We start from the raw sequence: 13,110 nt of genomic DNA, 5'->3' as shown, positions 1-13,110 counted from the left end.
GCCGGAACGCCGGCGCGGCAGGACCACGCCGGCGCGGTGTTGCTTCAGCGCTGGAAGTCGTCGCGGAAGATGTGCTCCGACGGGCGCGTGACAGCCCAGACGTAGCCGTAGCCTTCCAGCGACAGGCGGGCCAGCAGCTGGCCGTCGCGGTTGGTCCAGCCGTCCAGGCCGGCCGAAGTACCCGGGCCGAAGCGCGGCGTGGACGAGGTGTTGTTGCTCGGCAGCGAGATGTCGTTAATGACCGGGTTGACCAGGCCGGACGTGGTCTGCAGCGGGAAGGTCTGGCCTTCGGCCAGGATGCGCCGCGGCGGCTGGCCCGGCTCGAACAGCCACAGGGCGTAGACGTTGTCCGAGGTCTTTGCGCGCAGCACGATGTCGCCGTTGCCGTAGACGATGCGTTCCATCAGCTGGCTCCAGCGCAGGCCGCCGCCCGGCGACCACGCGCCGGTGTCGCCGATGATGGCGACCGGCTGCGCCGTGCCGCCCTTGGTGATGCGCCACATGCCTTCGTAATTGGTGCTGCCGTTGGTGGCGACGGCGTCGAAGGCGATAGTGCGGCCGTTCACCGCAATCGTGTTGAAGCGCATGGGACCGAAGGTGGTGCCCTGCCAGTTCGGCGAATAGGCGCCGGCATCGCCCTGCAGCACGATGGGCCGGTTGCTGCCGCCTTCGTGCAGGAAGATGCCGTCGAGCATCAGCGTGCTGGGCCCGCTGGGCACGGCCGCCGTGGCGCCGAAGTAGATCGCGCCGGCCGGGCCGGGCATGGGCGGGGACATCATGAAGGAGAAGCGCGAGTCCACGGTCAGGCCCGGGCCGCGCGGGCCGGGTTCGTTGTTGACCGCGATCGCGCGCGGCGGGCCGTTGCAGATCTCCCAGATGCCGTCGCGAACACCTGAATCGTTGTCGAAATAGGTGTAGATGCGGCCGTCGGCGTCGATGCTGCGCAGATCCAGACTGGAGAACCACTCGCCGAACACCAGGCTGCCCACGTTGGGGGAATAGTTCGGATCGGTGGAACCCGACAGCACGCAGGTGGTGTTGCCCACGCCGGGCACATGCTTGATCACCGCGCTGCCGCCGCCACCGCCGGCGCGGGCCAGGGTGGCGTCGATCAGTACCTGCCCGTTGCGGGCGGCTTGCAGGCGCATGACGCTGGAGATGCTCCAGCCCGCCCCCAGGCCCGGCCCCAGCGCGCCGCTGTCGCCGTTGCGCGAGACCTCGATATTGCGCGAGCCGTCCCAGCGCCAGGCGCCGTTGGTGGTCTGGGCGGACGAGGCGCCGGGCGCGCCGGCGCGGGCGAGGAATACCCGCTGGCCTTCGGCGCCGGCGTCGATGTAGTACTGGCTCTGGTAGCGCTCGTGGAACACGTGGCCGGCTTCGCCGCCGCTGCGGCCGGGACCGGTGGCGCCGGCCACGCCGATCTGGAAGAAGCGCGTCGAACTGGCGCCGATGGCGAGGGTGCCGGCCCAGAGGCCGTAATCGGCCGAGTTCTCGGCCGCGAAGGTGAAGCGGCCGCTGCCGTTGTCGGCCAGCCAGACGTTGCGGATATCGCGCTCCACGTTCTGCAGGCCAGTCATGGGCACGTTGGCCCGGTTTGCGGCGATCACGCGCCAGGTGTCGGTGAAGGTGCTCTGGATCTGCGGGCCCTCAGCCAGGGCCAGCGCCGGGCAGGACAGCAGCAGGATGGACAGGATTTTGCGTCGTTGCATGAAATTCTCCGTAAAAACAATGACTTGTCTTGCTCCGCCCGAACCTGCCCGTACGCGCGGCAGTCGGAAGACGTACAAGACGGAGAATTCCCCCAACAGCCCCGTTGCACGGATTGTCCATGGGCGTTGCGGAAAGTGCGGCGATGCCGGCTGCCGCCACGCCGCGGCAGCCGCGGAACCATTCCGCCGGCGCAGCGCTCCATAGCCGCGCACGCCGCGGCGAACCGGCCCGGGCCGGCCGCCGGCGCAGGGCGTTCCAGCGATTTTTTAACGCGGGCAGGCAGATGGCATCGGTTAAGCTTGCCCGCCCCGCACGCCAGAACGGCGCGCCGGCTGCCGTCGAGGAACCCTGGCCGCATGTATCTGGAGCACTACGGTCTCAAGGAAACGCCGTTCTCGATCACGCCCGATCCGCGCTACGTGTTCCTGAGCGAGCGCCACCGGGACGCGCTCGCGCACCTGCTCTACGGCATAGGCAAGGGCGGCTCCGGCGGCTTCGTGCAGCTGACCGGCGAGGTCGGCACCGGCAAGACCACGCTATGCCGCCTGCTGCTGGAACAACTGCCGGAAAACACCCGCGTCGCCCTGGTGCTCAATCCCAACCTGTCGCCGGTGGAGCTGGTGGAGACGGTGTGCGAGGAACTCAAACTCGACATCGAAGGCCGCCGCGGCAGCCTCAAGAGCCTGGTCGACACGCTCAACACCTTCCTGCTCGACGCCTACGCCCAGGGCCTGCGCGTGGTGCTGATCGTGGACGAGGCGCAGAATCTCTCGGTCGAGGCGCTGGAACAGGTGCGCCTGCTGACCAACCTGGAAACGCCGACGCAGAAGCTGCTGCAGATCATCCTGCTGGGCCAGCCCGAGCTGCGCCGCCTGCTGGAGCGCGAGGACCTGCGCCAGCTGGCCCAGCGCATCACCGCGCGCTACCACCTCACGCCGCTGAACGCCGAGGAATGCGAGGCCTACGTGCGCCACCGCATGGCGGTCGCCGGCTCGCGCAAGCTGCCGTTCTCGCGCCTGGGCCTGCGTGCGCTGTACCAGCGTTCCGGCGGCATTCCGCGCCTGATCAACGTGATCGCCGACCGCGCCCTGATGGCCGGCTTCGCGCGCGAGACCGATAGCCTGGGCGAACGCCTGGTCGATCTCGCCGCCGACGAGACCCTGCCCGGCCACGCGCGCTACTACCTGCGCCGCTATGGACGCTGGGCCGTGCTCGCCCTGCTGCTGGCCGGCCTGGCCGGCGGCTATGCCTGGCTGCAGCGCAGGCCGGCGCCGCCGCCGCCCGCACCGGCCGCCGCACCGCCGGCGCAACCGGCACCCGACGCTGCCAGGCTGCTGGGCGAGAAACTGGGTACGGTCGAAGGGGCCGACCTGATGGCCTGGACCCAGTTGCTGGCGCGCTGGCAGGTGTCTTCGCGCGACGTCGGCGTGGCCGAGGCGGCGCGCTGCCAGACCCAGGTCTTCCCCGGCTTCGACTGCCTGCGCGGCCGCGCCACGCTGGACCAGCTGCTGCGCTTTGACCGCCCGCTGCTGCTGGAGCTGGAACACGCCGGCAAGCGCGGCCTGGTCCTGCTGCGCGGCGTGTCCGGCGACACGGTTAGGCTAGACTTCGCCGGCATCGGCTATCGCCTCAGCCGCGACGAACTCGCCCGCCTCTGGCAGGGCGGCTTCGTTGCGACCTGGCGCCTGCCGGCCGACACGCCGGTGCCGCTGCGCGGCGGCGATGCCGGCCCCGCCGTGGCCTGGATCAAGCAGCAGCTGGCCCGGCTGGACGGCAATACCGAGGCAAGCCTGGGACCGGCGTTCTTCGACGCCGCCCTGGAAGAACGCATCCGCAAGCTGCAGAGCGCCTACGGCCTGACCGCCGACGGCATCGTAGGCCCGGAGACGCTGTTCGCCCTGTCGTCACTGGCGGCCGACGGGCCGCGCCTTGCCCGTAATGTGGAATGAACGGATCCAAGTACCCATGTCTCTGATCCATGAAGCCTTGAAGAAGGCCGAACAGCAGCGCCGCCTGGGCGAGCCGCCCAATCTGGGCACGCCGTTCGCCGCCACGCGCCGGCGCCGCACCCTGCTGCCCTACCTGGCCGTGGCGATCGCCGCCGCCCTGGGCGCGGGCTGGTGGCTGTCGCGCGACCGCGCGCCGGAAGCGCCGGCCCAGGCCGCCGCTCCCGCCAGCCAGACCGCCGGCAAGGCCAGGACCGCAGATGCGCCGGCAAACGTTCCGGCAAGCGGCGCCGCTGCCGCCGCTGCCGCGAACAGCCAGGCCGCCAGCAGCGCCGCCGAGCGCCGCCCCGTCATGGGCGCCAACGCCACGGCCAATACCAACGTGGTGACCAGCCTGGCGCCGCCGCCGCGGCTGAACCACCAGGCGCCGGCGCCGAGCAATCCGCCCACGGTCAAGGAAGTGGCCGAGCGCGAATCCGAGCCGCATCCGCCGGGCGCCAACCCGCTGGCTCCGGGCGAAGCCGCGCCGCTGGCCCTGGGTACGCCGCCGCCGGAAACGCCGCTGAACGATCCGGCCGGCGTCGCCGCGAAGATGGCGGTCAAGGAAAAACAGCTCGCCGCCACTCCGGCCGCCGCCACCGCCGCGGGACAGCCGGCCACGCGCCAGCCGCCGTCCTTCCCCAGCGCGGCGCCGCCGGAAGACCAGTCCGCACCGCCGCCCGTGGCCGCCGTGTCCAAGTCCACGCCGGCCGCACCGCCGTCGCTGCCGCCGCCGCCCGCCCAACCCGTGGCCGCGGCGCAGAAACCGCAACCGGCCGCTGCCACCGCGCCGCCCACGCCGCCGCCGGCCCAGCCAGTGGCCGCCGCGGCGCAGAAGCCGCAGCCCGCCGCCGTGCCGCCGCCGCCCACGCCGCCGCCACCCCAGCCCGTGGCCGCCGCGGCGCCGCCGCTGGAGCAATTGCCGGCGTATTGGCAACTGCCGTACAACGTGCGCAAGGAACTGCCGGCGCTGAAGCTGTCCATGCACGTCTACAGCGCGACGCCGGCGCAGCGTTTCGTCGTCCTCAATGGCAACCGCCAGGTCGAGGGCGACGAGTTGGGCGGCGAAGTGCGCGTCACCGAGATCCGCAGCGACGGCGTAGTGCTGTCGTTCCAGGGTCAGCGCTTCCTCGTCCCGCGCGGCGGTTCCTGAGTAGACGCGCGCCGCCACGGCGGCGCTGGCAGCGGCCACAGCAAGGAATCCATCCGTGGTCTTCGTCCATGTGGAATCGCGCCGCCGGCCCGGCCCGCCCTGGGCGACCATCAGCATCGTGGCGCTGAGTGTGCTGGCCTTTTTCTGGCTGGCCGCGACCAGCGGCAGCGAGCGCCTGGCCCTGCTCGCGCGCTGGGGCACGGTGCCGGCGCAACTGTTCGACAGCAGCGCGCCGCTGCTGCAACAGCTGATCGAGCTGCGCGGCCTGCGCCTGTTCAGCGCCCTGTTCGTGCATGCCAACTGGCTGCACCTGACCGGCAACCTGCTGTTCCTGATGATTTTCGGCCTGGCGGCCGAACGCCTGCTCGGCTCGCGCCGCTTCCTGCTGCTGTACCTGGCCGGCGGCGCCATCGCCAACCTGGTCGGCGCGCTGACCCTGTCCAGCGCCTATACGCCCATCGTCGGCTCCAGCGGCGCGGTCTCGGCCGTGGTCGGCGCCTACCTGGCCCTGTTCCCGCGTTCGCGCCTGGGCCTGGTGCTGCCGCTGGGCCTGTTCCTGGAATTCGTCAAGGTGCCGGCGCCGCTGCTGATCGGCTTCTGGGTGCTGCTGCAGCTGCTGTTCACCTACGTGGGCCCGACCTTCGGCGCCGTGGTCTGGTGGACCCATATCGCCGGCTTCCTGGTCGGCGCGGCCATGGCCCTGATCTCGCGTCCGGCAATTGCGCGGCGGCTGCGGCAGTAGGCAGATTGTTCCCTCACCGCGCTGCGCTGAACGGCATGCGGAATCTGCGGTCGGTGGCCTTCATTTTCCACGCTACGGCATGACGCGCCTGCCCGCTCCGCCAGGCGCGCATGCGCTTGGCGGGTTGGTTATGCCTGCAAGGCTCGGCCCGCGGTTTCGCCGGCGGCATGCGCGTTGAATTTCTCAGCAAAAATCCAACACCGCTGCACGATTCAGCGCTGCCCCCTCACCGCAACCCTCCCCCCAAAGCGCATGCGCTTGGGGAGAGGAGTTTTTGGAGGCGCGCCCGCTTCATCCCTTGGCCGGCGCCGCCTTGGGTCCGCGCAGGGCCATCGCCTTGAGCACGTGCACGGCCTCGTTGAGCGCGTAGTCGTCCAGCGGCGGCGCTTCGGTGTTGGCGCCGGCGGCTTCGGTCTGTTCGTTTTCGCCGCGCAGGTGGTTGGGCAGGTCGCGTTCGGTGGTCAGCAGGGTGGGCGCGGCGTCGCGCACGGTCAGCTTGAGGTCGCGCAGCTCGATGTCGGGCACGATGCCGGTGGCCTGGATGGAAGCGCCGCTGGGCGTGTAGTAACGCGCCGTGGTCAGCTTGACGGCGTGGCCGTCGTCCAGCGGCAGCACGGTCTGCACCGAGCCCTTGCCGAAGGTCTTCTGGCCCAGGATCAGGCCGCGGTGGTTGTCCTTGAGCGCGCCGGCGACGATCTCGGCCGCCGAAGCCGTGCCCTTGTCCACCAGGATCACCAGCGGTGCGGCTTCGGTGAGATCGCCGGGCGTGGCGCTGAAGCTGAGGTCGGTGTCGTTGAGGCGGCCGCGGGTGGTCACGATGGTGCCGCTGTCGAGGAAGACGTCGCTGACTTCCACCGCCGCGGTGAGCAGGCCGCCGGGATTGCTGCGCAGGTCCAGCACCACGCCGCGCAGCGGCGCGTTCTTGCCGCGCAGCTTGGTCAGCTTGCGCTTGAGTTCGGCGCCGGTGTCTTCCTGGAACTGGGCCACGCGCAGGTAGGCATAGCCCGGCTCCAGCCAGCGCGCGCGGGCGCTGGCGACCTTGATCTTCTCGCGCTTGAGGGTGATGTCCACCGGCGCGGATTCGCCTTCGTGGATCACCGTCAGCACCACGCTGCTGCCTGGGTTGCCGCGCAGCATTTCCACTGACTGGTTGACGTTGTCGGCCGAGACCGCCTTGCCGTCGATGCGCGTGATCACGTCGCCGGGCTTGATGCCGCCGCGTTCGGCCGGCGTGTCGTCGATGGGGGCGATCACGCGCAGCACGCCTTCCACGGTGAGCACTTCCAGGCCCAGGCCATCGTAGGCGCCGCTGGTGTCCTCGGTGAGATCGGTGAGCTGGCGCGGATCCAGGTATTCGCTGTGCGGATCCAGCCCGGCCAGCAGGCCCTTGATCGCGGCCTGCATCAGGCGTTCGTCGCCGACATCGTCCACATAGGCCTGTTTGACCAGGTTGTAGACCGCGGTGAAGGTGCGCACGTCCTCGATGCTGACGCCGGCCTTGGCGGCGGCCGCGGCCGGGGTTTCGGCGGCTGCCGGCGCATCGGCCTGGGCAGTGAGGGCGAGGCCGGACAGGGCCAGGAACATGAGCGAGCGGGACAGCATAGACACGACTCCGGCAATAGCGGCGTTTGCGCCGCAGCATATTCCGGCCTTCCGACCGGCGGTAGCGGCAGAAGTGCCGCCGGGGCGCGGGCCGCTCAAGGCCCGGGCTTGAGCCAGCTGCGCGGATCCAGCGGCTTGCCGCGCGCGCGCAGCTCGAAATACAGGCCGGCGTTCTGGCGCCCGCCGCTGGACCCGGCGGTGGCGATGGCCTCGCCGGCGTCGACCCAGTCTCCGACATCCTTGAGCAAGGATTCGTTATAGCCGTAGAGGCTCATGTAGCCGTCGCCGTGGTCCAGAATCAGGATCAGGCCGTAGCCCTTGAGCCAGTCGGCGTAGGCGACGCGGCCGTGCGAGACCGCGCGCACCTCGGCGCCGGTGGCCGCGGCCAGCACGATGCCGGAGATGGCGCGGCCCGAATCGTCGCTGGAGCCGAAGCCCACCGCGACCTTGCCCGCCAGCGGCCAGGGCAGCCGGCCCCGGCGCTCGGCAAAGGGCTGCGCCGCGGTGAGCTGCTTGGGAATATCGGCGAACACGTCGCGCAGGCGTTCCAGCAGTTCGAGCAGGGCAGCCTCGTCCTTGCCCAGCGCGGCCAGGCGCGCGGCCTGATCCTTGAGGCTGATCTCCAGCGCGTCGAGCAGGGCCTGGCGTTCGCTGCGCTCGCCGTGCAGTTGGGTGGATTCGGTATTGCGTTCGTTGCGCGTGGCGCCGATCTGGGCCAGCTGCGCTTCAATCGCCTGCTGCACTTGGGCCAGGTCGGCCAGGTCGGCCAGCAGTTCCTCGATGCGGCCGGTGCGGGCGCGCTGGAAATAGCGGTGATAGGCCAGCACGCGCGACGTGGTGGCGACATCGTTCTGCTGCAGGATCAGCTTGAGTTCCTCATGCCGGCCCAGCGCATAGGCCGAGCGCAGCAGCGCGGCCAGCGCGTCGCGCTGGGTCTTGAGCTTGCCGGAAAGCTCGTTGCGGCGCTGTTCCAGCTGGGCCAGGGCCTGCTGCTGCTCGGCCAGCTTCTCGTCCAGCTGGCGCAGTTCGCGCGCGATCGCGGCGATGCGCGTCTCGCGTTCGCGCAGCTCGGCGGTGACGCCGCTTTTCTCGGCCTCGGTGCTCTTGCGCTGCTCGGCCAGTTGGCGGATCTCGGCGCGGGTCGCCGCCAGGCGCTGCTGCGCCTGGCGTTCTTCCTCGCTGCTCTTGTGCGCCGGATCGTCCGCTGCGGACGGCGCCGTGCTGGCGGCGGCCCCGGCGGCCTCGGCTTCGGCAGCCGCCGGAGCGGCCGCGTCCTGCGCGAACGCGGGCGCGGCGGCCAGGGCCAGGCACAACAGCAACTGGCGCAGCCGCACCGGGCACATCGGGATTTTGGCGTGCACGCTCACCGGGCCTGGATTCCGCTGCCTACCGTTTGCAGGTTACTGACGAGTCTGCTGCTGTTTTGCCGACCGCGCCTCAGTCGAAGCGCAGCAGGTTGCGCCCGCTCATCTCCGCCGGCTGGGCCAGGCCCAGCAGGCCGAGCACGGTCGGCGCCAGATCGCGCAGCGCGCCGCGTTCGATGCGCGGCCGGCCCGGGCCGACGTAGACCAGCGGCACCGGTCCCACCGTGTGCTGGGTATGCGGCTGGCCGTTCTCGTCGACCATCTGTTCCAGGTTGCCGTGGTCGGCGCAGATCAGCAGCGCGCCGCCGGCGGCGCGGATCGCCGCCTCGATGCGGCCCAGGGCGACATCGACGGCTTCCACCGCGGCAATGGCCGCGCTGAGCAGGCCGGTATGCCCGACCATGTCCGGATTGGCGATATTGCAGGCGATGAAATCGAAGCGGCCCGAGGCGATCGCCGCGACCAGCTGGTCAGTCAGCTCCGGACAGCTCATTTCCGGCTGCAGGTCGTAGGTCGCCACGCGCGGGCTGGGGATCAGGATGCGTTCCTCGCCGGCGTACGGCGTCTCGCGGCCGCCGGAGAAGAAGAACGTGACGTGGGCGTATTTCTCGGTCTCGGCGATGCGCAGCTGGGTCCGGCCGTGGGCGGCGAGGTATTCGCCCAGCGTGTTGGCCATGGACTGCGGCCGGTAGGCGACATCGGTCACCGCCAGCGTGGCGCTGTACTCGGTCAGGGTGACGAAGGCCGACAGCGCGATGCGGCGCTCGCGCGGGAAACCGTCGAATCCGTCCTCGGTGAAGACCTGGCTGAGCTGGCGCGCGCGGTCGGCACGGAAATTCATGAACACCACGGCGTCGCCGTCGCGCATGCGCGCGCCGTCGCCGATCACGGTGGGCTTGACGAATTCGTCGTTCTCGCCGCGCGCGTAGGCCGCGGCCAGGGCACCCACGGCGGAGGCCGCGTGGTAGTCGGCGCGCGCCTCGGTGATGGCCTCGTAGGCCGGCTGCACGCGGTCCCAGCGCTTGTCGCGGTCCATGGCGTAGTAGCGGCCGCTGACGCTGGCGACGAAGGCGCCGGGCAGCGCGGCACATTTGGCTTCCAGTGCGCGCAGCGAGGGTTCGGCGCTCTTGGGCGGCATGTCGCGCCCGTCGAGGAAAGCATGTACCGCGATGCGCGGCACCTGCTGGCGCGCGGCCAGGTCGAGCAAGGCGAAGATATGGTTTTCGTGGCTGTGCACGCCGCCGGGCGAGACCAGGCCGAACACATGCAGCGTGCCGCTGCCGGCGCGCGCCGCGGCGCAAGCTTTCAACAATGCGGCATTGTTGAAGAATTCACCCGTGGCCACATCCTGGTCGATGCGGGTGAGATCCTGGTAGACGATGCGGCCGGCGCCGATGTTCATGTGGCCGACCTCGGAATTGCCCATCTGGTCGTCGGGCAGGCCTACATGCAGGCCATGGGTGTCGACCAGGTCGTACGGACAGGTGGCCAGCAGGCGGCGCCAGTTCGGGCAGCGCGCCAGGGCGATGGCATTGTTCTCGGTTTCGACCCGATGGCCCCAGCCATCGAGGATCAGCAGCAGGACGGGCTTGGGTGCGCTCACGGCGATCAGGTTTGGGGTGCGGGCTTGGCCGGCGGAACGCGCATGGTAGCTGATCGCCCAGCGGCGGCGGGGGCGCCATCGGGCGTGGGATTCGGGATTCGGGATGGGGATTGGGGCATGACCAACGGCAGGGGGCGGCTTTTGGCTGCAACCCTTTGTGGAAACGCCGCATCGAAGTTCCCGACAGCGCGCAACCGCCACCGGTTGCGCGGCCGCGGCGCCGATCCGGGCGCCCGGTCCCATCCCACAGGAGTCGTTCCATGTCCATGCGCACCCTCGCCTTCGCCGTCTGCATCGCCCTGTCCGCCACCGCCGCCCAGGCCGGCAGCACCGGTCCCGACATCGACAAGGTCAACGGCTCCATCCGCCTGGAGGAAGGCCAGCTCGGCGGCGATCTGGAAACCGTCAATGGTTCGATCTACCTGGGCAACCACGCCAAGGCCGACTCGGCCGACACGGTCAACGGCTCCATCGAGCTGGGCGACGACACCGAGGCGCGCTCGCTGGAAACCGTCAACGGCGCGATCTCCCTGGGCCAGCGCGCCCGCGTCAGCGGCGATATCGAATCGGTCAACGGTGCGATCACGCTGGAGCGCGGCGCCGACGTCAAAGGCAAGCTGTCCAATGTCAACGGCCGCATCCGCACGGAATCGGCCCGCGTCGGCGGCGATATAGAGACGGTCGCCGGCGACATCGACATCGGCGCGGATTCGCGCATCGACGGCGGCATCCTGGTGGAAAAGCCCAGCGGCTGGTCCTGGGGCAAGCAGAAGAACCCGCGCGTGGTGATAGGCCCCAACGCCGTCGTCACCGGCCGCCTGGTGTTCCACCGCGACGTGGACCTGTTCATCAGCGACAGCGCCAAGGTCGGCGCGATCGAAGGCGCCACCGCCCGCCGATTCAGCGGCAGCAGCCCGAACTGAACCGTGCAGGCCCCGCCGGCGCGCCGCGCCGGCGGGGTTAAACCATTGTCTCGGGCATGACTTTCGGCCGGGTGGCCCACCGCCCTGCCAAGCTACTCTCGGGCTTCTGTGTGAAGACGGAGGCCCCATGCGTCAACTGATTCTGACCGCGAGCATCGCCCTGGCCCTGGCCGCCTGCTCCGACACGCCGCCGCCGGCCCAGCCGACGGCCGCGCCCGCCGCCCCGGCCGCCGCGCCGGCGGCGCCCCCCGCCGCCCCGGCCGATGCCGACAAGCATGCCTTCAGCGGCGAGATCAACGCCGCCGACTTCGCCGTGCGCCTGAAGAAGCTGGCCTCGGACGAATTTGAAGGCCGCGAGCCCGGCACCCTGGGCGAGCGCCTGACCACCACCTACATCAAGGACCAGTTCGAACGCGCCGGCCTCAAGCCCGGCAACAACGGCTCCTGGTTCCAGTCCGTGCCCACGGTGGAGATCGCGCTGCAGAACACCGACGTGACGCTGGATCTCGCCGTCGGCGACGGCACCGAGAAGCTCGCGTACAAGAAGGACATGGTCATCGGCAACCTCTCGGCCAAGCCCGAGGTGACGGTGAAGGATTCCGACATCGTCTTCGTCGGCTACGGCGTCAACGCGCCGGAGCAGAAGTGGAACGACTACGAAGGCCTGGACGTGAAGGGCAAGACCGTCGTCGTGCTGGTCAACGACCCCGGCTTCGGCAACAACGACGCGGAGCTGTTCAAGGGCCGCGCCATGACCTACTACGGCCGCTGGACCTACAAGTTCGAGGAAGCCGCGCGCCAGGGCGCCGCCGCCGCATTGATCGTGCACGAGACCGAAGGCGCCGGCTACGGCTGGGGCGTGGTCGAGAACAGCTGGAGCGGCCCGCAGTTCGACCTGCCGGCCAGCGAAGATCCGGCACCGCGCCTGGACGCCGCCGGCTGGATCCAGCGCGACGCCGCAGTGAACCTGTTCAAAAAAGCCGGGCTGGATTTCAACGAACTGCGCAAGAGCGCCGACGTGCGCGGCTTCAAGCCGCAGCCGCTCAAGGCCAAGCTGTCGGTCACGCTCAAGAGTTCGATCAAGAGCGGCAGCTCCGACAATGTCGTCGGCATGATCGCCGGCAGCGCCCATCCGGACGAGGCCGTGGTCTACAGCGCGCACTGGGATCACCTGGGCAAGGATCCGACCCTCCAGGGCGACCAGATCTACAACGGTGCTGTCGACAACGCCACCGGCGTGGCCGGCCTGATCGAGATTGCCGAAGCCTTCGCCAAACAGAATCCGCCCCCGCAGCGCACGGTGATCTTCACCGCGGTGACGCTGGAGGAATCCGGCCTGCTCGGCTCGCGCTACTACGCCACGCATCCGCCAGTGGCGATGAACAAGACCGTGGCCAACATCAACATGGATGCCATGGCGCTGGTGCCGGCGGCGCGCAACCTGGCGGTGGTCGGCTACGGCCAGTCCGAACTCGACGGTTATCTCAAGGACGCCGCCGCGGCGCAGAACCGCGTGATCACGCCGGAGGAATCGCCGGAGAAGGGTCATTTCTTCCGCTCCGATCATTTCAACTTCGCGCGCAAGGGCGTGCCCGCGCTGTACGCCAAGGGCGGCACCGACCTGATCAACGGCGGCGAAGCCGCCGGCCGCGCCGCGTTCGAGGACTACGGCAAGAACCGCTACCACCAGGCCGCCGACGAATACCGCGACGACATGCCGCTGGACGGCGTGGTCGCCGACCTGCAGGCGCTCTACGCCGTAGGCAAGCGCGTCGCCGACGAGACGACGTGGCCGCAATGGGCCGCCGACAGCGAGTTCAAGGCGATCCGCGACGCCTCGCGCAAGCCCTGACCTCCCAGGAAACCGCGTTTCAGTACACACCGGCCGCCCTCGTGCGGCCGGCTTTTTTTTGGTTCTTCGCCCAACTGAGTGGGTGGCACACGGCCGACCCGGCAGACTTGCTGGTGTCTAGGCAACAAATCGAGGCCGGCCGTGGCCAGTGGCGATTGTATGACTCAGCTGGGAGG

General features: G+C 69.9%; 9 protein-coding genes. 5 read left to right on the top strand and 4 right to left on the bottom strand.

The features are described 5' to 3' along the window. Positions 1 to 44: 44 nt before the first annotated feature. Positions 45 to 1,709 carry a hypothetical protein gene (locus NM961_RS22640; RefSeq protein ID WP_255916708.1) on the bottom strand — a complete coding sequence of 555 codons (1,665 nt, stop codon included), beginning with the start codon at positions 1,707 to 1,709 and terminating at the stop codon, positions 45 to 47. A gap of 357 nt (positions 1,710 to 2,066) precedes the next feature. Here NM961_RS22640 and NM961_RS22635 point away from each other — a divergent pair, with 357 nt between their 5' ends. Genes NM961_RS22635 through NM961_RS22625 form a run of 3 tightly spaced genes read left to right on the top strand, consistent with a single transcriptional unit; the run spans position 2,067 to position 5,590 of the window. Beyond that, positions 2,067 to 3,659 (top strand): ExeA family protein, encoded by a 1,593-nt coding sequence (locus NM961_RS22635; RefSeq protein WP_255916707.1) that lies wholly within the window; start codon positions 2,067 to 2,069, stop codon positions 3,657 to 3,659. 16 nt (positions 3,660 to 3,675) lie between these two features. After that, entirely contained in the window at positions 3,676 to 4,848 is a 1,173-nt protein-coding gene (locus tag NM961_RS22630; protein ID WP_255916706.1) for a general secretion pathway protein GspB, read from the top strand. 55 nt (positions 4,849 to 4,903) lie between these two features. Then, a complete protein-coding gene (locus NM961_RS22625; RefSeq protein ID WP_255916705.1) occupies positions 4,904 to 5,590 on the top strand; it encodes a rhomboid family intramembrane serine protease in 687 nt (228 codons plus the stop codon). A gap of 291 nt (positions 5,591 to 5,881) precedes the next feature. Here the strand turns inward: NM961_RS22625 and NM961_RS22620 are convergent, their stop codons facing one another. The 3 genes from NM961_RS22620 to gpmI all read right to left on the bottom strand — a co-directional run bounded on the left by NM961_RS22620 (position 5,882) and on the right by gpmI (position 10,159). After that, the gene (locus NM961_RS22620) at positions 5,882 to 7,192 is read right to left on the bottom strand and encodes a S41 family peptidase (protein WP_255916704.1); all 1,311 of its coding nucleotides are present in this window, start codon (positions 7,190 to 7,192) and stop codon (positions 5,882 to 5,884) included. Positions 7,193 to 7,287: 95 nt separating this feature from the next. Beyond that, complete coding sequence (locus tag NM961_RS22615) at positions 7,288 to 8,559, bottom strand: murein hydrolase activator EnvC family protein (RefSeq protein WP_255916703.1); 1,272 nt, start codon at positions 8,557 to 8,559, stop codon at positions 7,288 to 7,290. Positions 8,560 to 8,629: 70 nt separating this feature from the next. Then, positions 8,630 to 10,159 carry a 2,3-bisphosphoglycerate-independent phosphoglycerate mutase gene (gpmI, locus tag NM961_RS22610; protein ID WP_255916702.1) on the bottom strand — a complete coding sequence of 510 codons (1,530 nt, stop codon included), beginning with the start codon at positions 10,157 to 10,159 and terminating at the stop codon, positions 8,630 to 8,632. A 260-nt stretch (positions 10,160 to 10,419) separates the two neighbouring features. On the opposite strand from gpmI, the gene NM961_RS22605 reads away from it, so the two are divergent. Together NM961_RS22605 and NM961_RS22600 are read left to right on the top strand one after the other, a co-directional pair. Further along, entirely contained in the window at positions 10,420 to 11,082 is a 663-nt protein-coding gene (locus NM961_RS22605; protein ID WP_255916701.1) for a DUF4097 family beta strand repeat-containing protein, read from the top strand. Positions 11,083 to 11,209: 127 nt separating this feature from the next. After that, the gene (locus tag NM961_RS22600; protein ID WP_255916700.1) at positions 11,210 to 12,934 is read left to right on the top strand and encodes a M28 family metallopeptidase; all 1,725 of its coding nucleotides are present in this window, start codon (positions 11,210 to 11,212) and stop codon (positions 12,932 to 12,934) included. The last annotated feature ends 176 nt before the right edge of the window (positions 12,935 to 13,110 follow it).

This window comes from Tahibacter harae (assembly GCF_024437735.1).
Lineage (GTDB): Bacteria > Pseudomonadota > Gammaproteobacteria > Xanthomonadales > Rhodanobacteraceae > Tahibacter > Tahibacter harae.
The sequence above is the reverse complement of the archived record's forward strand: the minus strand, read 5'-3'. Positions and strand labels throughout refer to the sequence as shown.

What these genes read in the sequence shown, in the direction of transcription:
- NM961_RS22640 (WP_255916708.1), bottom strand. Translation starts at nt 1,709, where the DNA reads ATGCAACGACGCAAAATCCTGTCCATCCTGCTGCTGTCCTGCCCGGCG.
- NM961_RS22635 (WP_255916707.1), top strand. Translation starts at nt 2,067, where the DNA reads ATGTATCTGGAGCACTACGGTCTCAAGGAAACGCCGTTCTCGATCACG.
- NM961_RS22630 (WP_255916706.1), top strand. Translation starts at nt 3,676, where the DNA reads ATGTCTCTGATCCATGAAGCCTTGAAGAAGGCCGAACAGCAGCGCCGC.
- NM961_RS22620 (WP_255916704.1), bottom strand. Translation starts at nt 7,192, where the DNA reads ATGCTGTCCCGCTCGCTCATGTTCCTGGCCCTGTCCGGCCTCGCCCTC.
- NM961_RS22605 (WP_255916701.1), top strand. Translation starts at nt 10,420, where the DNA reads ATGTCCATGCGCACCCTCGCCTTCGCCGTCTGCATCGCCCTGTCCGCC.
- NM961_RS22600 (WP_255916700.1), top strand. Translation starts at nt 11,210, where the DNA reads ATGCGTCAACTGATTCTGACCGCGAGCATCGCCCTGGCCCTGGCCGCC.